Annotated in this window: 26 protein-coding genes; 6 read left to right on the forward strand and 20 right to left on the reverse strand. The window is 25.5% G+C overall.

Annotation, left to right across the window (positions count from 1 at the left end; all coding sequences use genetic code 11):
- The first annotated feature begins 227 nt into the window (after positions 1-227).
- Positions 228-1,409 carry a tyrosine-type recombinase/integrase gene (locus AEBR_RS09600; protein ID WP_129086461.1) on the forward strand — a complete coding sequence of 394 codons (1,182 nt, stop codon included), beginning with the start codon at positions 228-230 and terminating at the stop codon, positions 1,407-1,409.
- Positions 1,410-1,419: 10 nt separating this feature from the next.
- On the opposite strand, the gene AEBR_RS09605 is transcribed toward AEBR_RS09600, so the two are convergent.
- The 3 genes from AEBR_RS09605 to AEBR_RS09615 form a co-directional block, all read right to left on the reverse strand.
- On the reverse strand, positions 1,420-3,423 hold the full coding sequence (locus AEBR_RS09605) for a hypothetical protein (protein WP_129086460.1): 2,004 nt from the start codon (positions 3,421-3,423) through the stop codon (positions 1,420-1,422).
- Between the two features lie 15 nt (positions 3,424-3,438).
- Positions 3,439-4,890: an NADH dehydrogenase subunit 6 gene (locus AEBR_RS09610; protein ID WP_129086459.1), complete on the reverse strand. Its 1,452-nt coding sequence runs from the start codon at positions 4,888-4,890 to the stop codon at positions 3,439-3,441.
- Between the two features lie 548 nt (positions 4,891-5,438).
- Complete coding sequence (locus tag AEBR_RS09615; protein WP_129086458.1) at positions 5,439-5,669, reverse strand: hypothetical protein; 231 nt, start codon at positions 5,667-5,669, stop codon at positions 5,439-5,441.
- A gap of 618 nt (positions 5,670-6,287) precedes the next feature.
- On the opposite strand from AEBR_RS09615, the gene AEBR_RS09620 reads away from it, so the two are divergent.
- From AEBR_RS09620 to AEBR_RS09630, 3 genes are all read left to right on the forward strand, one after another.
- Positions 6,288-6,953 carry a hypothetical protein gene (locus AEBR_RS09620; RefSeq protein WP_129086457.1) on the forward strand — a complete coding sequence of 222 codons (666 nt, stop codon included), beginning with the start codon at positions 6,288-6,290 and terminating at the stop codon, positions 6,951-6,953.
- 212 nt (positions 6,954-7,165) lie between these two features.
- Positions 7,166-7,483, forward strand: coding sequence for a hypothetical protein (locus AEBR_RS09625; RefSeq protein WP_129086456.1), 318 nt, complete (start codon positions 7,166-7,168; stop codon positions 7,481-7,483).
- 79 nt (positions 7,484-7,562) lie between these two features.
- Entirely contained in the window at positions 7,563-8,987 is a 1,425-nt protein-coding gene (locus tag AEBR_RS09630; RefSeq protein ID WP_129086455.1) for a hypothetical protein, read from the forward strand.
- 179 nt (positions 8,988-9,166) lie between these two features.
- On the opposite strand, the gene AEBR_RS09635 is transcribed toward AEBR_RS09630, so the two are convergent.
- From AEBR_RS09635 to AEBR_RS09680, 10 genes are all read right to left on the reverse strand, one after another.
- The gene (locus tag AEBR_RS09635; RefSeq protein WP_129086454.1) at positions 9,167-9,400 is read right to left on the reverse strand and encodes a hypothetical protein; all 234 of its coding nucleotides are present in this window, start codon (positions 9,398-9,400) and stop codon (positions 9,167-9,169) included.
- 12 nt (positions 9,401-9,412) lie between these two features.
- Positions 9,413-10,870, reverse strand: coding sequence for a coiled-coil domain-containing protein (locus AEBR_RS09640; RefSeq protein WP_129086453.1), 1,458 nt, complete (start codon positions 10,868-10,870; stop codon positions 9,413-9,415).
- Positions 10,871-11,043: 173 nt separating this feature from the next.
- Positions 11,044-11,283, reverse strand: coding sequence for a hypothetical protein (locus tag AEBR_RS09645; protein ID WP_129086452.1), 240 nt, complete (start codon positions 11,281-11,283; stop codon positions 11,044-11,046).
- A 2-nt stretch (positions 11,284-11,285) separates the two neighbouring features.
- Positions 11,286-11,480, reverse strand: coding sequence for a hypothetical protein (locus AEBR_RS09650; protein ID WP_129086451.1), 195 nt, complete (start codon positions 11,478-11,480; stop codon positions 11,286-11,288).
- A gap of 26 nt (positions 11,481-11,506) precedes the next feature.
- On the reverse strand, positions 11,507-14,113 hold the full coding sequence (locus AEBR_RS09655) for a hypothetical protein (RefSeq protein ID WP_129086450.1): 2,607 nt from the start codon (positions 14,111-14,113) through the stop codon (positions 11,507-11,509).
- Complete coding sequence (locus AEBR_RS09660; protein WP_129086449.1) at positions 14,100-14,759, reverse strand: hypothetical protein; 660 nt, start codon at positions 14,757-14,759, stop codon at positions 14,100-14,102. Before AEBR_RS09660 ends, AEBR_RS09655 begins: the two co-directional genes overlap by 14 nt.
- A gap of 245 nt (positions 14,760-15,004) precedes the next feature.
- Positions 15,005-15,583: a phage replisome organizer N-terminal domain-containing protein gene (locus AEBR_RS09665; protein ID WP_206732659.1), complete on the reverse strand. Its 579-nt coding sequence runs from the start codon at positions 15,581-15,583 to the stop codon at positions 15,005-15,007.
- A 140-nt stretch (positions 15,584-15,723) separates the two neighbouring features.
- A complete protein-coding gene (locus tag AEBR_RS09670) occupies positions 15,724-15,990 on the reverse strand; it encodes a helix-turn-helix domain-containing protein (protein ID WP_129086447.1) in 267 nt (88 codons plus the stop codon).
- 342 nt (positions 15,991-16,332) lie between these two features.
- Positions 16,333-17,112, reverse strand: coding sequence for a TIGR02757 family protein (locus AEBR_RS09675; RefSeq protein WP_129086446.1), 780 nt, complete (start codon positions 17,110-17,112; stop codon positions 16,333-16,335).
- Positions 17,109-17,813, reverse strand: a complete 705-nt coding sequence (locus AEBR_RS09680) for an SIR2 family NAD-dependent protein deacylase (RefSeq protein WP_129086445.1) — start codon at positions 17,811-17,813, stop codon at positions 17,109-17,111. Before AEBR_RS09680 ends, AEBR_RS09675 begins: the two co-directional genes overlap by 4 nt.
- A gap of 71 nt (positions 17,814-17,884) precedes the next feature.
- Between AEBR_RS09680 and AEBR_RS09685 the strand changes: the two genes are divergently transcribed.
- Entirely contained in the window at positions 17,885-18,706 is an 822-nt protein-coding gene (locus tag AEBR_RS09685; protein ID WP_129086444.1) for an SDR family NAD(P)-dependent oxidoreductase, read from the forward strand.
- A 20-nt stretch (positions 18,707-18,726) separates the two neighbouring features.
- Here AEBR_RS09685 and AEBR_RS09690 read toward each other — a convergent pair whose 3' ends face one another.
- The 6 genes from AEBR_RS09690 to AEBR_RS09715 all read right to left on the reverse strand — a co-directional run bounded on the left by AEBR_RS09690 (position 18,727) and on the right by AEBR_RS09715 (position 22,441).
- On the reverse strand, positions 18,727-19,104 hold the full coding sequence (locus tag AEBR_RS09690) for a hypothetical protein (protein ID WP_129086443.1): 378 nt from the start codon (positions 19,102-19,104) through the stop codon (positions 18,727-18,729).
- Positions 19,105-19,134: 30 nt separating this feature from the next.
- A complete protein-coding gene (locus AEBR_RS09695; RefSeq protein WP_129086442.1) occupies positions 19,135-19,686 on the reverse strand; it encodes a DUF2589 domain-containing protein in 552 nt (183 codons plus the stop codon).
- 11 nt (positions 19,687-19,697) lie between these two features.
- On the reverse strand, positions 19,698-19,952 hold the full coding sequence (locus AEBR_RS09700; protein ID WP_129086441.1) for a hypothetical protein: 255 nt from the start codon (positions 19,950-19,952) through the stop codon (positions 19,698-19,700).
- Positions 19,953-19,998: 46 nt separating this feature from the next.
- A complete protein-coding gene (locus tag AEBR_RS09705; protein WP_129086440.1) occupies positions 19,999-20,586 on the reverse strand; it encodes a DUF2589 domain-containing protein in 588 nt (195 codons plus the stop codon).
- An 85-nt stretch (positions 20,587-20,671) separates the two neighbouring features.
- Entirely contained in the window at positions 20,672-21,931 is a 1,260-nt protein-coding gene (locus AEBR_RS09710) for a TAXI family TRAP transporter solute-binding subunit (RefSeq protein ID WP_129086439.1), read from the reverse strand.
- Between the two features lie 6 nt (positions 21,932-21,937).
- Positions 21,938-22,441: a lysozyme gene (locus AEBR_RS09715; RefSeq protein WP_129086438.1), complete on the reverse strand. Its 504-nt coding sequence runs from the start codon at positions 22,439-22,441 to the stop codon at positions 21,938-21,940.
- A gap of 109 nt (positions 22,442-22,550) precedes the next feature.
- On the opposite strand from AEBR_RS09715, the gene AEBR_RS09720 reads away from it, so the two are divergent.
- Positions 22,551-23,237, forward strand: a complete 687-nt coding sequence (locus tag AEBR_RS09720; protein WP_129086437.1) for a response regulator — start codon at positions 22,551-22,553, stop codon at positions 23,235-23,237.
- Between the two features lie 20 nt (positions 23,238-23,257).
- Here the strand turns inward: AEBR_RS09720 and AEBR_RS09725 are convergent, their stop codons facing one another.
- Positions 23,258-24,973 carry a Na+/H+ antiporter NhaC family protein gene (locus AEBR_RS09725; RefSeq protein WP_129086436.1) on the reverse strand — a complete coding sequence of 572 codons (1,716 nt, stop codon included), beginning with the start codon at positions 24,971-24,973 and terminating at the stop codon, positions 23,258-23,260.
- Between the last annotated feature and the right edge of the window lie 69 nt (positions 24,974-25,042).

Genomic DNA, 25,042 nt, shown 5'->3' on the forward strand with positions numbered 1-25,042 from the left:
AAAGATATATTATTCTACCAAAAAATAATAATATTATTAATTAAACGATTTTCTCCTGCCCTATTCTATATAATATTATATACTTTTATATTCATTCATACAGAGTACCATTCCTTCACAAAAAATACCATAAAATAAGCTTTTATTAAACTTTCAATATATATACTTTCATATTAACTAATCTAAAAAAGTGTGTTAAAAAGTGTGTGATTAAAAAGGTGTGTGTTGTGAAAAAATATATTAGAGTTAAACTTCCTAATTCAAATTGTACAGGTATTTCCCTTGAAATTGATTCAGATATTAATATAAAAGAAGTTACAACAGTTAAAGAAGCAAATAAATATATTAATGGTGTTTATAAACTTCATCTTAGAATTAAAAAGAATGGTATAGATAGTTCTAAAGTATTTTATTTTAATACTAATGATATTGGATTTAAAAAATCTATAGATCAAGTATCTTCAACAAGAGAAGAACTAAAAAAGAAACTTGCTACAAAAGGTACATTAAGAGAAAAGTATATTGAAAACTCAATGGAGTCTAATACATTCTTAGAACAAGCAAAACTATTTATAAAACAAAAGTCTATATCATTAAGACAGTCATCTATTGATAACTATTCAACTAATCTTTTAACACACTCAAAAGAACTTCATAATAAGCTATATAATAGTATTACAATACATGATGTACAAAAGCAATTAAATAAGTTAATAGGGAAAAGAAAACCAGCAACAGTTAAGCTATTAGCATTAAACTTAAAAACCTTTTTAAAACCTTTAAATCTTGATTGGTCTACATTAGAAATACCAAGTGTACATAATAAAGTAGATTATACCCTTCCTATTGAGGATACAAGAACAATTATTAAAGCAATGAGAAGTTATAGCTTAATAAAAGTTTCTGATAAAGAATATTATCAATTTCCTGAAGTTAGAAATATTTTTTTATTTTTATTAACTGGACGGAGAGTAAGTGAAGTTTTAAATCTAAAGTATTCAGATCTAAATTTATCACAAAAGATTTTTAGAATACCAGCTAGCAAAGCAAAAGGGAAAAAAGAACTAGTTTTTGATTTAGATGATACATTACTAAATGCACTTGAAACACAATCTAAAATTAATCATATTGAACTAAATGATAAATTAGATCTAAGAATATTTAACTACACAAAAGAAACACCTAGATGGCATTTTCAAAAGCTATTAAAAACATTAAATCTACCAAAACTTAGATTACATGATATTAGACATATGTTAGCAACTACACTACTTCAAAATGAAGTAGCAGTAGCTGATGTAAGTAGAATGTTAGGACATAGTTCAATTATAGTTACAGAACAAAGATATGTAACTAAATCTAAAGAACAAGCTTCAAGAGCTTTGAAAGCTTTGGATAGTATTATTTAATAGTTTTAGTTTAATGAAGTTTTTTATAATTATTATATCCATCATAAATATTAGTTATGTCATTTTTTAAATAAAGTAAGCCAATAATATACTCTATTGCTTTTTTATCATTTTCATTTTCACTTAATAATTCTAAGGGTATAAATAAACTATTAAAAAGGATATCATCTATATTATAATTTTTATCAAGTTCTAAAATGATATCTGTCAATTTTTGTAAATCTTTATTAGTTTTAGTAAACTCTTTCTCAACCTCAATAGGTACATTTTGTTTAAAAGTAAATCTAATATTAGTTAAAGCATGAATTATATTTCTAGGTAAATTATTCATAATACTATACCAATTATTAGGGGATAAAGAAATTTTAATAATTTTTTCATTGTTGTAAGTAAGAATTTTTCCATTTTCAAAGATAAGTTGTTTATTATCTAAGAGATTTTTTTCATGTCTTAGTAGCTGAAATTGTGAAGTTGCAAATGCTCTTATAAAATCTTGCAAAATATGAATAGAAGAACCAGAATAAGATTCTTTTCTCAAACCTTTATTTTTATTTTCTATAAATATAATTTTATCATCTAATTTTATAACTAAATCACATTCTAACGGCTTATTATTTTTAGTAGTTTTATATTTATCTGAATAGATATCAAAATTTTTATTACTAAAGATATGTTTAACATAAGTATCTATATTATTACCAATCTTTGTAGTTACTTTTGAATCAAAATTTAATCTAATTTTTTCTACAAGTGCATTATAAAAATTCATTTTAAAGTATTTAAAACCAACTAAGTAATAAGTGTTCTTATGCTTTATTATTGGATTATGTATAAATAAGTTTTCTATATTAACTAAACTTGTAGGTATTAAGTAATTTTTATTTATTACTTTCGAATCAACAGAAAAAAAACTAACTATTTTTTCCAACTCTTTGAAGTATTTTAAATCTATTTTTATTATATTTGCATTTTTAGATAACTTATCTGTATTTATTAAAAAAGTAGTGAGTTCATGCATTGAAAAACCAAATTTATTTTTAAATTCTTTATTTAATATTTCATTACCAATTAAATTATTTATATAGGCTATTAAGGTATCAGTATTTAAAGGATAACTCAACGAATATAAATTTAAATGTAAAACTTGTTTCTTTAGTTTTTCTTCAATATTTTGTTCATCAATATACATATACTCCCACATATTAAAAGATCTTAATTGATATAAATTAATAAAATTTATAAATAATGTTACTATTGTTTTAAATATTTTATCATTTGATTTTTTTAGATTTGAAAGATGAATATTTTTTAATGCTAAATTTATAATATAGTTAAAAGGAATCCTTCGGTCATTCCTTTTTTGAATTAAAATAAAACTTAAAAATTCAAATATATCTATTTGTTGTAGTTTTTTTTCTATAAACTTAATAATTTTCATTTCTTGACATTTTTTAAAAACAATATTTCCATCTATACAGTCTATTTTAAATGAAGTATTATTTTTAAAGTACTTTAATGACTCAACAAGAGTAGAGTTTTCTTTAATAAAGTTATGCTCTATTATTTTAAGAAAAGAATTTTTACTAATAAAATATAATAGATAGAGTTTTTTAATTAATTTCTTCCAAAAAACTGTATTGGATAAGTCACAAATTTTATCTTCACTATAGATTCCATAATGTTGTAAAGCTTTAGAAATAGAATAATATATATTAAACCTTTCTTCTTTACAATCACCTAATAAATAATCAATATGTATCTGTTTTGATATATCAAATAATTTAGAAGTACTCATTGTAAAATTATTTTTATTCATTAATATAAACTCTTTTATATATTCTTTAAATAGTTCTTTCATATTATTTTGATTTGAATTATAAAAAATCTTAAAATGTTCAAATATCTTTTTTTCAATCATTATTTTATCTTGTTCTAATTCTTCAAAAAAAGCTTTTTCTTCAAATAATGCATCATCAACTAAGTTAATAAATACATTTGTATAATTTTTTAACAAGAATAACCCTTACTTCTAAATTTTATTTTTTTCTAAACCATAAGATTTCAATTGTTTTTCAGTTAAATTATTTCTCAGAGATACGCCTAATGGATAATTGTATTTTTCAAAAATAAATATCCAAGTTAATACTTCAGAATATTTTTTTATTAAAGTACTTGTATTATTTTCTAAAATATTTTGTGCATTATTGAAGTAATTATCTCCTTTAATTGAGAAAGGTAACATTACAACAATAATAACTAATGAAAACACCATAATTTTTTTGATAATATTTACCTTGTTTTCATTCATTTTAAAAATAAGTACTAACATTAAACAAATGATCAAACTAAATAAACTTATTGCATTTAAAACACCAAATATTAAACTTAATGCTATAGCAATAGGTGGTATATATAAAGCTTTAATTGACTTATTACCTTTATCTTTATATGAAGAAAATAATTGTTTTTTTGTTAATACAAATTCCTTTTTCAATCCTTCTTTTAGATTTGGCATATACACATCATCATAAAACCTTTCAGTTCGTTGATACGCAATTAATCTTAAAACTTTATTCTGTTCTTTTTTATTATACATTGATAGAGTAGCCTTAAATTTCTCTCTAATTTGATTACTTAAAACAAAACTTTTAAAACTCAAGTTATGTTTTATGCCTGCTATACCCATTTTTTTATATAATTTATTAACATTTATATAGGTTTCTTTTGTAACATTTTTTATATAAGCATTTCTAAATTCTTTTTCTTTGTAATTAAAACTATTACTTACTTTAATCCCTTTTTTTCTCAAATTATTAATTATTTCGTTTTTTACTTCCTTGTTTAAAAGATAATCATTAAAAGTATCTATTCCTTCATAAGGAACCTTAGTTTTAGTTTTCCATTTATCATGATAGTTTTTTGATATAATTTCTGTAATTGCATATGTGTTTAAACAACCACTATAACTATCACCACCACCAGTAAAAGCTCTAAAAATTTCACCTAAGATTCCATCAGTTATTTCAACAAAAGGAGCTAATAAACCACCTGGTACTTTACACCATGAAGAAGGTTCAATTTTTCTTCCAAATTTTTGTATCATATAGCTGTTATAGTCTTTAAGTGCTCTTTTCTTATAATATCCACCTCTATTATAATATTTAACAAAATCATTCCATTTTGATCTAAATGAACTATCATTTTGTAATTTTTTAACATTTTTTTTAATATTATTATTTAAGTCTGATACCTCTTGTTGATATTTAGTAAAACTATTTTTTGATTCTCTCTTAAAATCTAAATATTTTTTATGTGATTGTTTTTTAGCCTTTAAAAATTCTTTATTTGCTTTTTTCTGTGCTTCAGTATATTTTACATATAACTCTTTTAATCCACTAGCAAACTGTATAAAGTTTTCATTTTGCTCTTTAAATTCATTTTCATATTTTTTTTGAGTATAAAAATTTAAAAATGAATCCATTCCAACTGTTGCAATTTTTTCTACAACTTTATTTTCATCAATATAGGATAATAAAAAAATATTATTGATAATTACTTTTTCATCAACTGAAAACTCTCGTTCATTATTGTCTTCAAATTTTAAGATTGAACTATGACCCAATACATTATTAGCAATTCCATTTTTTAATATATTTAAATAATATGCACTATACCTTTTATCTTTATTTTGTTCAACAATATAATCCATTAAAGAAGTTAGTGAAAAAAAGATAGATACATATATAACAGATGATACAATCATTGTAAGAATAAACTTAAACCATTCACCTTTATTGAAGATTTTTTGTATTAACAAATAAGATAAAGGCATTAATAATAATGTTACACCAATTGATGTTATATTATGACCTAAAAGTTCAAGATTATTAAATATTTCCTCTGAAAAGTCTTTTATAACACCAGAGTCTAATACAATAGTATTATAAGAAGATTCTACTAATAAATATACAGTTTTAAATAAAATTATTATTATTAAAAAATATATTGGTAATCCAAATATTCTTTTCATTATAATGAACCTAAATCAATCTTTTTAAAAGATCCATTTTTTTTAATAAACTTTGATTTCTTTAAAATAATTTGTTGTTCCTTAAGTATAAAAGGTTCACTAACTTCTAGTTCACTATTTTCTTCTACAAATAAGTCTTTATTTTTTTCTAAATTTTTATTATTAGATGAACACCCTATGAATAAAAAAACACATAATCCTATAAATAACTTAATCAACTTACTAAACATAATAACCTTAATAAATATATATAGATTTAATTATATAGAAATTTTATTAAATTATAAATTATTTTTTGAATACTTTTTGTTATAATAAATTGTTAAAAAAAAGATAAAAATACAAGCTTAAAAAAATAGAAATTATAAAGTAAAAGAATTACTAAAAAAGCATAAAGATATTGCAGAGAATATGATATAAAAGTATAAATATTAAGCTTATATTACAATATCCTATGAATATATTAAGTTCCACAATCAGGAACTAAACTATATAACATAAAGCCTATTTTATAGCTGATTTATTAAATATATTTTTTATAGTACCGTATTAAATACCGTTAAGTTTCTACTCTAAATTTATTTACAGACACATGAAGTTTTTTTAATACATCTGCTTTTGGATAAACCTTTTCAAATTCAATAAATATTAATAGTTTTATTTACAACTATTACTTATTGTGATATAATATGTTGTAATTGGTAATTCACACCAACCGCACTCACCGAAAGGTATGGTAAAGTGTCTTAAACTTACAAGATTGGTTTCAGATTTCTGAATTGATTCTTGCAATGTAGTATTAATGAGTGCAAATATAAAAATAGCAAAATGAATTAAAAGAGGAAAAAATGAAAGCAATTAGCTTATTGAAAATCCAAAACGAGGCAAAAGAACTTCAAGTTAATCAAAAGATAACATATAATCAGGCGTTGCATAAAGTAGCTAAAAAAAATGGCTTTAAAGCTTATCAAGCATTACTGGAAAAAATTAAAAAAGATTATATTGATGATGAAGATAATCAAATCAAAGAATTTAAATCGAATGTATTTGAAAATCGAAAGCATATTGAATCAAATTTTATAAAAATTGAAAAATTGTCTAAAAAGTATGGAGAAATTCGATTTAATGAAAAGTATGACGATGACGAAGAAACAAGAGAAGAACTGATTGAAGAAATAGAAGAAAAAGCTGCAGAGTTATCTAATTCTATTGCAAAAATGTTTTTTGGAAATGTGCTCAATAAACTGACAGATAACCAAAAATTATGTGTAGAAGGTGGTGCATATGCAGGTTATATTTCAAGTAATTATCAGACATTTCACAATGATATAGATGCTAATAATGCAGACTATTTTATTGAATTAGATATTGAAAATCAAAGAATTGAATTCTCTTATAGAGATTTTAATATTGATAAATATGAAGATATAGATAATGAAGGAAATAAATTTATAGGAGAAATTAAAGAATGGAATGATTGGTGTCAAACTTCTGAGATTGAACTTCCTTTTTAATATAATACATAAATAAAGAGATAAAGTTTTAATGCATTATCTCTTTTATTTGAATTACTTTTATTTTTTGCACTTTTATAATTATTATAATCACTCATAAAAGACCTTTGTTATTTTAATATATAACATTATATACTACTATATATTCCTGAAAGATTATTTTACTTGCTAAGTGATAAAATAATTGATAAAGAAATAAAAAAGGAGCATATATGTATGAAGATGATTTAACAACAGGAACAGACTATCAATATAATTCTAATCTTGAAAGTATGGTAGTAGCTAAGAAAAAGTCACAAATACAAGAAAAAGTAAACTTAGATTTAGTAAGCACTTTGTTAGATGAGAATAGATCATATAGTGATTTATCACAAGAAGATTTAATAAGATTAAAAAAAGAGCATGAAGATTTATTTGATAGCTTACCACAAAAAGATTTACCAATTGAGAAACAATCGGATTTAGAACGGGCAATAAGAGAAGATTATCAGGAAATTTGTGAAGTACTAAAAAATAGAAGATTAATATAAAAATCTTAGAAAGTAGTATAACTTTATACACTTTTCTAAATTTTATGAATGAAACGTATAGATAAAACTAGGAAGTAATTTGAATACCAAAAAAGAAATAGAACATATTGTTAATTACCACATGGTAAATTCTCCACTATCACAATGGTTTAAAAGTACCCCTGTGATTAATATTCAAGACAATAGTCCTGGCACTATTGAAATAGTATTTTCAGATATTAAAATAATTAATAATTCAAAAGGTAATACTGCAAGATTATTAAAACAAGAAATTAATTCATTATATTCCATATTAGAAAAAAGTAATAGAGGAGCATTTATATCCTTTATATTAAAAAATTCTCATATTCAAATTTTAAATGAATCTATTGACTTCCCTTTTTATCTTGTTTTTGTAGAATCAGAAATAAATATTTATATAGACATAGCTAGTCATATAGAAACAATAAAATTAAATAAAGGTAACTTTAGCAATTGTGTTTTTACAAATTTAAGTATTCTTTTAAGTAATAATGAAGTAGAGAATATTGAAAATATTGAAATTGATTTAATTGGTAATACTATTGAAATGTTACAGTTACAACATATTGAACTTAAGAACAATAAATCAAATAAATTTAATATTGAAAATTGCAATATAAATCGTATAACATTTTGGAAGGTAATATCAGATATTGATATATCATTTAATAAGATAAACACATCTTTAGATAAAAAACAAGAACAATTAAGATTTATGGAATGCACATTTAATGGAAGGTTCTTTTTAATTAATTCTTTTTTTGATACTAAGCTTGATTTAGATGGAGTTAGCTTTAATAATGATACTTCTTTTAAAAACCTTTACATTAAAACAACAGATTTAGATAAAGCTTTTTTTAGTAAAGAGATTAACGTAAAAATTTCTGATTTACATTTTTCTGATCTAAAAAACATTTCAAGAAGTACTTTTAGAGAGATTAAACAAATCCTTGAAAATAATGGTAATAAAATTGATGCTAACAGGTTTCATAGCTATGAACTAATAGCAAAGAGAGAAGAATTAAAAAAAGAAGGATTTAATTTACATAATACTTTAGATCATATTGTTTATTTCATGAATAATAATATATCTAATCATGGACTAAATTGGATGTTACCATTGTTTTGGATGTTTTATATAGGTTTTTTTTATAGTGGTTTTTTTTATAGTTCACAATTAGACATTGATGAAATAGCAGTTTTATCTTTTACCTTAGTAAGTTCAATATTAGCATTATCATTTAAAACTTATATAGATGAGAGTAAAAAACTATATATTTACATCTTAGCATTAATATTAAGCACCATTTTTTATTTTTATATGCATAATGGAATTGAATATCTTGTTAGATTTTTAAATGTTATTGACTTCTCAAAGGATATAGACAATATAGAATTTACTGATAAAAGTATTTCTAAAATAATTATGATATACCTTATATATCATTTCACAACTACATTAAGAAAAGATACAAGGAAATAAATAAAAATATTTTATCTTGCTAATATATTAGATATTATCATTTGTCCACCTAATATATTAAAAAACACATATTTTTAAAGAATGTCCTATTAATATATTATATTATCTAGCTAATATATTAAGAAAAGCACCATTATTAAGTACTCATTAATATATTAGCAGGACAAAATCAATATTACTTACCTATTAACTTTCTTTTTGAGATATGATGTATCAGGAATAGGCTCTAATTTTAGTTTATTATCACTATTAAAAGTCTCTACATTTGACTCTTTTTCTTCACTTCCATTACCTATATTAACAATAGGACAATTTCTTATACTACATTTACTTACAAAAGCTTTTATTCTTTCCATTCTACTTTTATGTTCCTCATTACTAATAAAATCTTCTTGACTATTTTCTAAACTCATTTTTTATTCCTTTTATTTTTTTCTAAATTTTCTTTTAGTATTTGAACTTTCTTCTAAAGGTTCTGATTTTGATTGGTAGTTATTTGTATGTTGCTTTATTCTATTCATTATATTTTGATATGAATTTTCATCCATATCATCAATAGTCGCATGCAAGCTTGTATTTTCTTTTCTAAGCTTATCATTTTCAATTTCTAAAGCTTGTATATATTCTTTTAGATCTCTATTCTCTGAATGAAGATTTTTATTAGATTCTTTTGATTTTTCAAGTTCATTATATAAGCTTGTTAAAGTAAACTTAGCTTGTTTTAGTTCTTTACTTACATCGGCATTTAAATTTAAATACATTGCACTTTTATTTTTAAGTTCTTCAATATCAGCTTCTAAAGTTTTAATTACTTGCTTGTATATTTCAACTTCATCTTTTACATCTTTAAGAGATTCTTTTAAATCAATATTTTCATTAATAATTTCATCAATTCTAATTTTTAACTTTTCATATTCAGTTTTAAAATATGAAGCATTACTAACAATATTTTCAATATCTTCTATACTTAAATTATCATCTTCTAATTGTATTTTTAAGCTTTTATGTAAAGCTTCAAGTTTTGCATGTTCTTCCCTTTTTGCACCTAACTTTTGAAGTTCTTTTCTTTGTTGTTTAATAATCTCTTTTAAATCATTATCAGAAGCTTTCTTTTTTAGTTTTTGTTCTCTAACTTTTGCATGTTCCTCTTTAATCTGCCAATGATTTTTTCTTTTAGTTTTGCTCCAAACTGTTCCTCTTTCCATTTTTAAAAACTCTGCTACTTTTGTTTGAAGTAAAGACATTTTAGTTCTATTTAACCTTGCACTCTTACAAGTATCTAAATCATATAAGGAAAATATAGTATGTACATGATAATTCATTTTTAATTGTAGTTTTGACATATCAGCTTTTATTTTAAATTCTTTATCTAAATACCAATCTTTTGTATCTTCATTATAAAAGATATCTTTACTTGGTTTATAATCAATAATTTCATCTGTAACATCTAAATCATTGTGATACCATTTTAAATTAATACTGTCATAGATTAATTCATTTTCAGGATATGGACTATCTAAAAACACTCCTTCGTCTCTATGAATAGAGACATCAAGTAATTCAAATCCTGTAAACTCTTTTTTAAGCTCTTTAAATAGGTTTTCTATATCTTTTACGTTATGTTCTTTTTTTAAATTTATCACTGCTTCTAAGAATAGATTATCTACTTGTTTTTTCTGCATAGATTGATTATGTTTTTGTTTGTATGAGTCTATTGCTAATTTTTTAAATCTGACATAGTCCATATATCTTTTATTTTCATTTACTTTATTTGAATCTAAATGTTTTAAAAGATATGTGATTTTTGAAGTTCTTGAATTGTGTTCTTCGGCTCTTTGTAAGTCTGCTTTTTGAAAATTAAAACTGCTTTTAGAAACTGCCATTGCTCCCCTACCCCTTTTTATTCTGAAACTTTTCTCATACCCCTTGCGGGTTTTAAAAGAAAAGCAAATTTATACCTCACATAGTTGGGGTGTTAATTTGCAAATTAACACCCTAAAGGATGAAATTTGAAAATCATTGCTAACCCACAAGGGGTTTATGATTTTTCTTTATTCTACCCCTGAATATTTTTAATGAATTTTTTCTCAAACTCTTTCTGTTTTTTTTCTAAAATTTCAAATATCTCTTTATTAGATTTATTCTCTTTTTTTAATCTATCTAAAGTGTCTTTCTCTACCATTCTCATCTTCCCTTTACCATCTGTAATAGTTACAAATACAAACCCATTTTCTTTTGCATTTAATACACCTGATAAACTTGCTAAAATAACTACTATTAAAAAACTTTTTTTCATTTTTATTCTCCTGAATCATATATTTTTTCAATGTCTGATAACGACATAATTTTTAATAAATCTGCAAAACTTGGATATCCATTTATATACCAACCCGAAAACTCTTCACCTTTTACTTTAATTACTTTTCTTGTAACTACTGGAACTAGTCCATACATTTTCTCAATTGCCATTAATCTTTTATTGTTTACTCTCATTGCCCTACTCCTTTTAGATTAAATTATTAAATTGGATTTTGCCATTTAGCAGTTTTTGATTCTACATTTCCTACAAGTTGATTTTCAGAAATTGAATCTCTGATTCCAAAAATATCAAGTATCATATTTGCACCATTGAACACTAAATAAAACACAACAAATACACCTATTATCGAATTTCCTATTAATAAAAATCCTTTTATTGTTGTAAGTCCCAAAGTATCGAAGAAGCTACCAATAGAAAAACTAGAAGCTTCATTGAGTGCATACATTGGCTCAAATTGTAGATTTATTAACATCACGTTTATTGTTTCAAAAAACTCTTTTGCAAATAATGCCATCACGATAGATATCACAATTAGCAAGGGTTTAAAAGCTAGTGTTAAACCTACTTTCATAAATGTTTTAAGGTGTTCTAGTTGGTTAGTTGAGAATGCAAAAGCTATCATAAATGGAACTGCTAAGTAATAAATTTCAATCATAAAATAGTAGAAAAATATAACCATAAAAGAAGCTGTAGAAATAGCTATAATTGGTAAATATGAAATTAAATATTTAATAATTAATATAGCTAGAAATATAGATAGTATTTTTATTAAAGCGTCAAGTATTCCCTCTGCCATATCAGCTACTATTCCCAAAACTAAACTTTTAAAATTAGAAGCCATAGTGTATAAAGAGTTTTGTGTTACAGGCTTTTGATTAGTCATTTTTGAATGAACAGAATTACTATTATTTCCCTTGTTTATAATGTTTGCATTTTTTGATTGAACATTATTTGAAACGTCATTTACTAAGTTTATAAGCTTACTTGGAAATAGTTTTAAAGGTGACAATAAAGTCTCTGTAAATCTTTGTATAGAGTCAAATCCTGGCACTAAAACATAAGGTATATTTGAAAAAGACCAGTTTATAGATGAATCTATCCAACCTTCACCTTCTGCTATAGCACCAATTTCATAGCCACTAGATTTCCTATAGTCTTTTATAGTTTGTTCTCTTTGTTCTTCTTCAAAGCTACCTTTTAAGCCTATATTATCTATAAAAAAGCTTGTTGTTGCCAACATTGGTAAGCTTGTAAAACCTAATTCAGAATTGTTTCTATATTGCATATTTGCAATAATCTCAACTTGCTTTTTAATTACATCATTCTCTTTTGCATTTTGATATGATTTAATTAAATAGTTTAATGATTTTAATTCTGTTTTATTCTCTAAAAATTTTCTTTCAAACTTATAGCAAGAACTAACACTATAAAGTCCATTCATTTTTATAAAACTTTCATTTTTTAAGAAGCTTGTATTATAAAAATTAGTATATGTATCACCACCTATTTGAGAAGAATACCTTTTTAGATTCTCGCTTGGTGGGTAAGTTTGATTTAATCCAACAGTTACACCTATATACTGTTTTAAAGCTTCTGTATTATAAATATCAGAACAAGTGTTTAATAAGCTTGTTAATTTAGTTTGTTCATAGTTTATTTTTTCTTTTTCTAAGCTTATTTCATTTATTGTAGAAACAGGAGCTAAGCCTACGTCTCTTAATTTATATTTCAAATATGCATTGGTGGCACTTGAACTTGCCAAATCTGCTAAATATGCACCTTTATAGAGAACAGGTCTTATTAATTGATGAAAGTTAGTTTGAGATATCTTATTTTCTTTATCATCAACTTTAATATTACTTGTTGAAAAGAAAAATATAAACATAGTTGCAACACCTAATATTATTCTTTCTGCTATATCATCAAAATCACTAACATTACTTACATATTTTGTTAGTTTTGAAAGAACTGACATTCCAATAGTAATTGGTATTATGGTAAATAAAATGAAAGTTTTACCTATTAACATTACATCATTGTATTCGTTTAAAAAGTTAATTATAAAGATTATTGAATTAGTTAAAAAGCCTTTTACTGTACTTACTAAGTCTTTATTTTCTATGGTATTTGTATTAGGTTGAGATTCCTTTATATCTATTCCTAAACTTTCTTGGAATGAAGTTCTAGCAGAATTTACTATTGATTTTAATTCATCAAGTAATGATTTATTTTCATTCACTACAATTGAATTTGGGTAAAGTGTATAACCACTATTTAAAGTAACTTGGTTATATTTTATAGTACTTGGTACATCAATAATTTCTTCATCTACAGTTAAACCAGCGATCATATATTTTGAAAGATTTACGAATTCTTGATTAGTACCTACGTTACTATAGTTTTTATATTTTTCTTCAATCTTTTTTAGATCTTCAAAATTTTGTAAACTCATTGATTCATTTGGTTTAGATTCTAAAGGTTGAATTTTTATATTATTATATTCACTTTTACAAGATTGATTTACATTTGAAACTCTTGCAAGAATATTATCAGGCATTTTTTTGTCATATACATAGCAAGAAGTTTCACCTCTTTTGATATCTATGTTAGCAATTCTTCCAAAATATCCTTCTTTTAATGTAGGACACTCGTAATAACAACTATTTCTATTTGGATATGATGATATATAGCTTTCTTTTTGATTTAAAGTGTCTTCAAAGCTATTTATAATCTCACTTGGAGTTTGACTAGCAAAAAGATAGTTTAAGGCTAATATGCATATTAAAATTAGTTTATTTAACTTCATTTTCAATCCTCATAAAATATCCACCTACGCTAAAATTAAATCCAAAATTGAATCCTCTTTTAACTCTAAATAATCCCTTGCCTTGCCAACCAAAAGAATCTACTCTTGGAAGTAGAGGTATAAGTGGTCTATTGTGTTGTTTTGTTAGATTTACTTGATTTACTTTTTTGATATCTTTTAAGTAATAGTAATTTTCATATTTCTTTTTAACTATATCTCTTATTAAAATAGCTACTATGATTATTTGAGAAGCATACATTACATAGCTTTCTACATACACACCAATTTGTATATAATTGTAAAATACTAAAAAACCACCTACTAGCAATAGAACTAGAAACTTGATAAAATATTTTGGAAATTTGATAAGTACAAATCCACCAATTGCAACTGATATTAAAGAAGCTCCAAATATTTTAAAATCTAAAAGCTCTTTTGGATATATAAATAATCCAAAAATTATGAACACAAAAACACCGTACTTCATTAGAAGAACTTTCCATAGATCAACTTTTTTAAATTTTGATTCTGCAACTTCACTAACTGCTTTCTTATTTTTAAAGTCTAAATTTATATCAGTCGTATATCCCAACCAAAGTAAATAAGGATATTTATTTACTCTAATTTTATATTTTTTAAAATCCATATTATAATCCAAATATTAGGCAAGCGACATAGCGAAACTTTTAGATAGTTAAAATTTCACTGCAAACGCTTGCTACCGCCTTTCGCTTACGCTCAAGTTGGTCTATGATTAAAGAAAATTAATTTTATGAATAAATAATTAGCTTACCCATAAAATTAAAATTTCTAACCCTTTTCCACGATTTTTGGTACTCCAAAAATGTGGGTACTGCGTACCTTGTAGTTATTTAGCACGATTAAAGTTGCTTAAGCAGTATTATGAGCAGTTGATTTCGTTGTTCTTGGCTTTTGTGTATAAGCTCTTGATTTTTTCTTTTTTTCTTTCTCAACTTCATGCATGCAGATTAATGCATCCCAGTTTGAATAATCTTCAGTTTCTATTTCTTCTTTTAACTCTTGCTCTATCTCTATTGGACTTTTTTGGACACTCGTTGGACAATGTCCAATTTTGTTTTTATTTTCTTTTCTTTCATTTCTTTTATACTGTGCCCATTTACTTTCCGAACCTACCATATTTTGAGTTTCTATCATAAATAAAGTACCATCATCCCATCTTTCCATAAGTTGAAGTTCAATAAATAAGCTTACTGCAACTTTAACTGTGTCAATTGATGTATTTGTAATTGTTGCCAACATGTCAGGGGAATATGGAATTGTATTTCTAAAAAAAAGCTGACCTTCACTCTCTACGCTTTTTAGCAATAGTTTCATATAGAAGATAATGTAGTCTTTTCCATTTTGTTGATTTTCAATTATTTTGATTTCTTCTCTATCAAAAAAATCATTCTTTAGTTTCAACCAAAAGAACTTTTTATTGTTACTCATTATTTACCTTTAATAAATTACATTAAAAGTTAAATAATCATATGCAGTAATTATGTTATAATGCAGATGATTAAAACCTGTAGTTGGATTTAATTACCCACTCTTTTAAAAAAATTGGCGTTGGATTAAAAGAGTGGAATTTATTTAACTAGTTTGTCTAGTTCTGATTTTTCTATTCTAATAGCTGTCCTAATTTTTTTAAATTTTATTTCCCTTCTCTCAATCATCTTCCTAACACTTATTTCAGATATATTTAAATATTTAGATGCTTCTTTAACAGTCATTAACTCTAATGTTGTATTATTACTTGAAGTTTTATTATTTTGATTTTTTATTAAATATTCAGCAAGGTTTGAGATTTTTTCTTCTAAAATTTCTAACCTCTTTTCATCAATTGCTATCATCATAATTTTTCCTTTAATTTTGTTAGTATATATGCATATATATATGAAATTATAACCAAGAAACAAAACAAAAAGCAAATTTGAAAAATATTATTTATTTTAGTTTAATAAAATACAAATCCCTTAAATATGGGATTTATACGATAAAAAGTTCAGGTATAAAAATTATTTTATTGCTGTTTTAAGTAGAAAAGTATATAAGGTTATATGTGTTTCTAAAAAAAACAACAAATTTCAAAATTTCTTTTTTTCTTTTAGATTTTACAATTTTGATTAAATTGTTTTAAGCGTGTTAAAAGTGTGTTAATTTATTTTAGTTATATCTTAAAGTACTATATTATAGGATTAGTATAGTTTTTCTTGACCAATTCTATAAAGTGCAAAATCATATTTTATGGGATCTTTTATATCAAACTCTTTTAACTTTTGTGTAACTAAAAGTGCAGATTTTAAATCATATGTTTGTCTGCTTAGTAATCCTAGTTTTTGTGATACTTTAAAAGTGTGAGTATCCAAAGGAAGAATTAAATCAGATTTATCAATACCTTTCCAAAGCCCTAAATCAAGATTATCAAATCTAACCATCCACCTTAAATACATATGCCATCTTTTATATGGGGCATTTCCCATCTCTTTTATTTTATTTTTTGAGTCCCTTTTTAGTCTGTTTGAGACCAAAAAAGTAAATCCTTGGGAGTTATAGTTTGCATATTTATAGATATTTTCTATTAGAAAATCTAAGCCCTCTAAGATATTGTTCTCTTTTTTATATGCCTTTAAAAATATCTCATTTAAAGAGTTTTCCTGTTTCATTCTTCTAAAAGTTTTAAAAATGTTTTTTACATCTTGAGTATTTTGAAATCTATAATAAAAACTATCTAACTCTTTATCAATATTCTCTTCACTCCCATTTAAAAGAGAAAAATCAAGACTATCTAAAAACTTTACAATCAAACTTGCTTTACCATAAGCAAAAAGAGCACAAAGTAAAATTGCATATTCATCTTTATATCTTTTTGCAACTAAAAGTGGATCTGGTTTTTCATAAGAAAGTTCAAACTCACTATTTCTAAGAGCTATCTCTTTATCTAAAAGCTCTTTTATCTCTAAATCTTTTTTTCTCATAGACTATTTATATATTCCTCTATATCATCTTCAATTTTTTTATAAGCACTATTTGCATCTTCATAATAGATTTTATCAAAGCAATCTTCAACTATTGCTTGGCTTGGCTCAAGATTATTTAATATTGCTTTGTCTGCATATTGGGATAAAAAGCTTACATCTATCACATAACCACTTGTTCCAATTACTACCAAGAGTCCACACTCTTCTAGAAGTTTATATAATTTTTCATATTGTGGTGCAGCTTCTCCAAAAAATACAATATTTGGTCGAAGTTTACCTCCACATTTAGAGCAAGTTGAGTTAGTACTATCTTGGAGTTTATACTCTATGTTTACTACTCTTTCACAATTCATACATCTAAGCTCTTTTAAAAAACCATGTAGATGAAGAACCCCTTTACAATCTGCTTTTTCTAATAAATCATCAATATTTTGGGTAATTACTTCAACTATACTTGGATATTTTTCTTTAACTCTTGCAATCATTTTATGGGCATTGTTTGGTTTTTTGTCTTTTATATCTTCTCTTCTTAGGTTATAAAAATTTATTGTAGCTTCATAGTTCCAATCCAGACACCCTGCACTACAAATCTCATTTATATCATGTTTTTCCCACAAGCCATCACTATCCCTAAATGTTGAGATTCCACTACTTGCACTAAGCCCTGCTCCACTTAAAATAACTACTTTTTTACCCATACAAAATCCAATATTATTCTTTGTTTGGATATTATATCATCATTTAAATAATGAGCTAAATAGGGTTTTTAATGAGAAATATTTTAATAACAGGTTGTTCTAGTGGTATTGGATTTGAAACTGCAAGAATACTAAAAGAAAATGGCATAAAAGTCTATGCAAGTGCAAGAAAAAAAGAAGATGTAGAGATGTTAAAAATTTTAGGCTTTGACGCACTTTTGCTTGATGTAACAAATGCTCAAAATATAAAAGAATCCCTTCAATATATTATTTCAAAAGATGGAAAAATTGATGCAGTTTTTAATAATGCAGGGTTTGGGCAACCAGGAGCAGTTGAAGATATCTCTGTAAGAGTTTTAAAAGAGCAGTTTGAGACAAACTTTTTTGGAATGCATGAAGTTACAATACAAATTTTGCCAATTTTTAGAAAACAAGGATATGGAAAAATTATCCAACACTCCTCTGTTTTAGGAATAATAAGCCTTAAATTTAGAGGAGCATACAACGCTTCAAAATATGCAATTGAAGGACTTGCAGATACTTTAAGATTAGAGTTATTAGATACAAATATAACTGTAAGTACCATAAACACCGGCCCAGTTACAAGTAAATTTAGGGAAAACTCTTTGAATAATTTTAGAAAAAATATAGATATAGAAAATAGTTTCTTTAGTAAAATCTATAAAAAAGAGGTAAAAAAAAGATTAGAGAGTACAGATGATGGAGGTCTGTTTAATCTTCCCGCAAGTAGTGTTGCAAATGTTGTTTTAAAAATAATGAACTCAAAAAGAGCAAAACCTAGATACTATGTTACAAAAGCAACATACATCTTAGGTTTTGCAAAAAGAGTTTTATCAACTTCTTTGTTAGATAAACTCTTAAATAAAATCTAAAAAAGAGGAGTTCTCTCTTTTTAGTTACAAGTTCCATCTTCTAAAATATAATAAGTTCCAGCCCAATTATTTTTTCCACAACCTAACATATTCCCTTCATAAGTTAGATTAGAAGTTGGGCAATTATAAAGTTTAATTTCATAATGTGGAGAAGTAAGGCTATCATTTACAGTTAATCCTCTAATTACAACAGCTGATAAATTTTTATCTTTAGAATAATCAGCCACCTTATTACAATTAGACTCTTTAAGAAACTCTTCTAAAGCAGCTTTAGTTTTTATGTCGCTTTCAAGAAGAGGTTGTCTATTCCAATTTTGCTGATATGCAACATCAGCATTTAAACTTAATACAGAAACCACAAAAAAAACCACTATTTTAAATACACTTATTTTATTCATAATATTCTCCTTCTTTATATTTTACCATCTTTAAAATGGAAAAGTCTTTACAATATGATCATTAATTCTAGCAAAAGTTTCAGGTACATCTGAGTTTTCAAATTCAATCTCAATTTTTGCCACACCTGCATTTTTATTATCACCTGAAAAATCAACTTTTATTGGTCCTTTTGAAGAGTTATCATCTTTTTTCTCTAATTGCCTAGAACCATCTTTTGATTTAAAAAATTTGAAAAAACCTTTTTCCCTTTTTTGACTCTCATCAACACCTGTAATTCTAGCTTCAAAGCTTACTTTCAAGTTTTTTATTTTGATAGAACTTGGAGGACTTAAAGCAATCAAAGGAATCTGTACATCATGATATTTTAGTTCATTTTCCTCAATAAACGGTAATTTTACATCAACATTTTTAGGCATCCCTAAATCATCAATTGTTACACCTTCGTACTCCATAATCTCTTCATTTTTATCTAAATAAAAATATCTACCTAAAGCTCTCATATGTTGTTGCTCTGAAATTTTTTGAGCCTCTATAACTGAATTATGAATTGCTTTTAATATATTGTCTAAAAAAATTGCCATTACTTATCCTTTTAATTAACTTCTCTTGGAAAACCTATATGATAAGTTGTAGCTTGTGTAGTAAGTTGATGTTCTCCTACTTGGAAAATAGCAAAACTTACATCTTTTCCTATTAATTTTCCTTTTGGATAACCATTTAAATACTCATTAAGCCTTTTAACTTGTTCATCTTTTTTCTCGTCACTCATTGGTTTATTTGGGTCAACATCCCCCACTGTAATACGTTTGATGTGTTTTACATCTGCTAATGAAAATTTATCATCCATTTTTTTCCTTTATGAATACACACCAAAAAAGGTGTGTATTGTGAAGTTACTCTGTAATAGCTTTCTCTTTAGCTTGTGAAGCTGGTAATCCAGTTGGAACAATTGCCTTATTCATAATATCCAAGACTCTAGCTAAACCTTCAGGCATACCATGATCTGTTGCTCTTACTTGAACATGATATTTTGCAGATTTATCTGTACTTCTTGTATTCTCTTTATGTGCAGATACAGAACCTGACACAGATACTTTTAGACTAAATGGACCATAACCTATTTTACCTGTAGCAGATAAAGAGGCTTGTTTATCTTCTGAACTTTTAGAAGTTTCTGAGCTTCTAATTTCCATATCAAAAGTTATATCAACTAAATCTACTTTTAAACTTGGAATTTGAACAACAGCTAATAGAGGTACATCTATATCAACTTTTTGTTCTTTTCCGTCTTGATCAAAAACATTGTATGCAAACTGTGCAGTTCTTACAACTTTTTTGTCCCCTTGAGTATCAAACCCAACTGTATCTATAAACTCAGCTGTTGTTTTTGCTAACTTTAAATTAGATTCGCAAGCAGCCGTAAGAGGAGCTCCAATTAGAGACTCCATTGGTAAACCTTTAAATTCATCACCTAGTGCCATATTATCTCCTTCATAGTTTTGTACTTAAACAAAATGTCGACTTGTTTTGAATTAAGTGATGAAAGTATGACTTAGAAAAATTTGATTAAAATTTGTTCTTATTGTCAGTTAAACGTTTTTTTAAAACATAAAGCTTTAAAATCAAAAGATAATATATTTGAGTATAAAGAAAATATACTATGCAATCTCTCTCTATAGCCCTTTTAAGCCTATTAATCTCATCTAACTCACTCTCATTTAAATTTTCATCTAATTTATCTTCTAGGTTATATAACTTTTGTTCATACAAAAATATTTTATGTTTTATATATAAAGAGTAAGAGGGAAAAATCATCTTTATTAAAATAATTATTAAAGGGATCAAAGGTAATACTATAATTAAAGATTGTTCGATAAAAGAGAACAACCAAAAAGGCAGATAATCTTCAATCCATGATGGTCCATTTTGCAAATATGCTTTTGTATTTTCACTAATAGGCAAATCAACAAACTCAATAGAAGGGAAAAATCCTTTTGGATCTAAAAACCCACCCTCTTTATGTATTTTTTCAATTTTTCTAATTATCAGATTTTGCAAATTTTGATTAAAATCAGCTCTTACAACCAAAGATGCAGTAGTAACAAGCAGTTTTTTATCACTTGAAGGTTTATTTTCATATAAATCAATTACTCCTTCACCTAAAACAATACTATTTATAAAATGGTATTTAACTTTATATGCCAAATTACGATTAAAAGACATTAGCTCCATATCTTTTAAATTTAATAACTCTTTTATTACTTTTGCTTGAGCTGAAACGACTATACAAACAGCATCAAGCTCATTTCTTTTTAACCTATTTAAAACCTCCTCATTTGAATAAGAGTAGATTTTATTCAGATCATTTACACTATTTTCAATTAATAAAGTTTTACACAATTCATTTGTGCCACTTCCTTCTTGTCCTATGGAAATATTATGATTTTTCAAATCTGAAAGATGTTTAATCTTCAAATCTTTTTTATAAAAAACCCATAAAGGTTCATAAAAAACACTTGCTAATGAGATAAGATTTTTATCTTTATATTTAGAAGCCGTACCGCCTTGAACAAAAGCAATATCTACATCTCTTTCACTTAACTGTTTAAGTGCATCAAAAGAACCTTTTGTCTGTACTATTTTTAAATCTATTCCCTCCTCTTTTAAAACCTTTTGATACTTTTGTGCAAAATAGTAGTAAGCTCCTAATTTATCAGCAGTTGCAATTTTTAACTCATTTGGAAAAGTATTATTAATTTTGTAAATCATTAAACTACCAAAAAGAGAAAAAAGAATAACTGCTAATAGGGCATGACAATATTTCATTAAAACCTACATCTCTAAATAGTTATTTTCCCAATCCTTAGTAAGTTTTTCTACTATAAAATTGGGATAGGAACAAAATAGATTTCGTTCAGATAATCTTCTTCTAACTAGACCTTCCAATCTAATACCACCAGCTTTTGACCACTTTACAAACTCTTTTGCACAATTAAATTGATTATTCTCATTTAACAACTTTAAAAGTGTTGATTTTTTTAAACTGTTAACTCCTAAATTAAAAGCAAAAGAAACCAATGCAGAAAATTGATTATCATTAATATCCAAAGTTACTAAACTATTAACACCCGATTCAAAAACTTTTAAGTCCTCTAATAAAAAGTTTTCAGCCTCTTCTTCAGTGATAATAAGTCCTTTATAAACACTTCCATCTCTATTTCCTGTATGTCCCCATCCTATAGTCCAAATTCCTACACTATCTTGATATGCTTCTAATCTTAGTGATTCAAAGTGCTTGATTAAAACTATCCCCTCTTGATTTATTTTTTTATCCATATTCTCTCCTTTTTAAAAATAAAAAATAATCATATATATTTTAAATTTGTCGTAAATTTGTTTTTAAAAAAATTATTATATTAAGATAGTCGATAAAGGAGTTTTTATCTTGAAAAAGAATATTTTAATTGTTGAAGATGAGATGATTATTGCTTTAGATATAAAAAATACATTGAAGAAAAATAACTTTAATGTAATAGGAATTTCAAACTCTCATAAACAAACAATTGTCAAAATTAATGATTCATTAAATAGTAGGATAGATGTTGATTTAATTTTGATGGATATAAATATTTCAGGTCCAACAGATGGAATTCAAAGCTGTAATATAATTTATCAGAAATATAAAATTCCTATTATTTTCTTAAGTGCTCATAAGGAGGAGGATACTCTTGAGATGATAAAAGATAGTTATGCAAAAGCATACTTTACAAAACCAATAAAATATGAAGAGCTTTTAATCGCTATTCATTTTATAATAAATAAAAATTCAAAAAGCTATACAAAAGGAAAAGAGAAAGTAGAACTAAAAAATTGTTTTTCCTTTAATTTAGAAAAAAAATCCCTCTATCATGATAATAAAGAGATTTTATTAACAAGAAAAGAGAAAAAATTAATATATCTATTATGTAAAAATAAAAACAATTATGTCTCCTATGAGAGTCTATTTTCATATGTTTGGGAAAAAGATATTGTCAATATCAGTAAAATAAGAGGTTCAATTTTCAGAATTAAAAGAAAAGTTCCTTTTTTAGAAATTGCAAATAGTAAAGAGTGTGGATATAAACTAGAATAAAATAGAAGAGAAATACTCTTCTATTTTTGTATTAAAAGATAAGGTTTCCCATAAAATCTTATTACTAAAAAAACAATCAAAAATCCAAGAGGTAATAAGATATATGCAGGTACACCAAATGCCGCAGGTAAATATCCACAAACAACTGCAATCACAGCTACAAAAATAGCATAAAAAAGTTGTGTTGTAATATGATCCATATGATTACAAGAAGATGCCATTGAAGATAAAATTGAGGTATCTGAAATTGGTGAACAGTGGTCTCCAAAAATAGCACCTGTTAATACTGCTCCAACATTTAAAACTATATAGTTATGTAAATCAACTCCCTCTAAACCTGTTTGAATACCAACTGCATTTGCTAAAGGGATTGTAAGAGGCATCAAAATTCCCATTGTTCCATATGAAGTACCAGTTGAAAATGAGATAATAGAACCAAGTATAAAAATAACTGTTGGAAGAATAAATTGTGGAGTAGAACTTGAAAGTAATGTTACTAAATAATTAGCTGTTCCAACCTCTTTCATAACTGCACTTAAAGACCAAGCTAAAATAAGAATAACAGCAGTTATTACAAGAGCTTTTACACCATATACCCAAGTCTCTAATGCTTCATGCAGGTTAAATATTTTCTGTTTTAATCCCATTGCAATTGCAACAATTGAAGATAATAAAGCTGCTTCAAAGATTACAACAGAGGCATCAGCTGCACCAAAAGCTTCTCTAATAGAAGAAAATGAATATGGATCAGCTTCAAGAACTTTTAAAGCATCTCCTTCTAAAGAAGAGACTCCATTGATATAAAAACCAATAATTGCCATTACTATTAAAACCATAATTGGAATAATTGCATTATAAATAGAGTATTTTATTCCCTCTTTTGGCAACATAAAAGAGTTTTCTTGATTCATTAGGGCACTATCTGTTTTTGGATCAGTAACTTCACCTTTATGGTGGGCTCTTGTTGCTGCTTTGTGCATAGGTCCAAACTCTCTTAAAGTAAGAGCTGAAAAGAATACAAAAGCCAACATTAAAATGTTGTAGAATCTATAAGGTAAAGTCTCAACAAAAATTGCAAAGGCATTTATATTTGTTTGTCCAATTGCTTCATAAGCATCTTTAATTAGTGATAACTCATAACCAACCCATGTTGAAATCAAAGCAAGTCCAGCAATTGGAGCAGCAGTAGCATCTATAATAAATGCTAATTTTTCCCTTGAAACCTTTAACTTATCTGTTACTGGTCTCATAATTGGTCCTATTACAAGTGAGTTTGCATAATCATCAAAAAAGATAAAAAATCCCATAATCCAAGTGTAAATCTGAGCTGATGCAGGAGTTTTTGCCTTTTTTGCAAGTTTTTCAGCAATAGCTTTTGGACCACCCATTTTAGTAATAAGAGCAATCATTCCACCAATTGTTAAAACTTGTAAAACAATACCTGCATTCCAAGAATCAGCTAGTGAACCAACCATTTTAGAAGAGATATCTACAAATACATTGTATAAAGAAGAGAGAATATTCTCTTGGCTAATATTTATCATAAATGCACCAACAAATATCCCCATAAATAATGAAAAAATTACATTTCTTGTAATAAAAGCAAGTACAATTGCAACTAAAGGCGGTAAAAGGGTAAGAACCCCATAAACAGTAGATTTATCTGTATTATCAGCACAAAACCCAAGTAAGGGAAAAAGAACTAAGAATACTATAATATTTAATATTGTCTTCAAATATTTTCCTTAAAAAAAATAGTAAAAAGTATAGCAAAAGAGTGGTTAAAGAGTTTCAAAATTACAAGA

It is taken from the genome of Halarcobacter ebronensis (genome assembly GCF_013201825.1).
Lineage (GTDB): Bacteria > Campylobacterota > Campylobacteria > Campylobacterales > Arcobacteraceae > Halarcobacter > Halarcobacter ebronensis.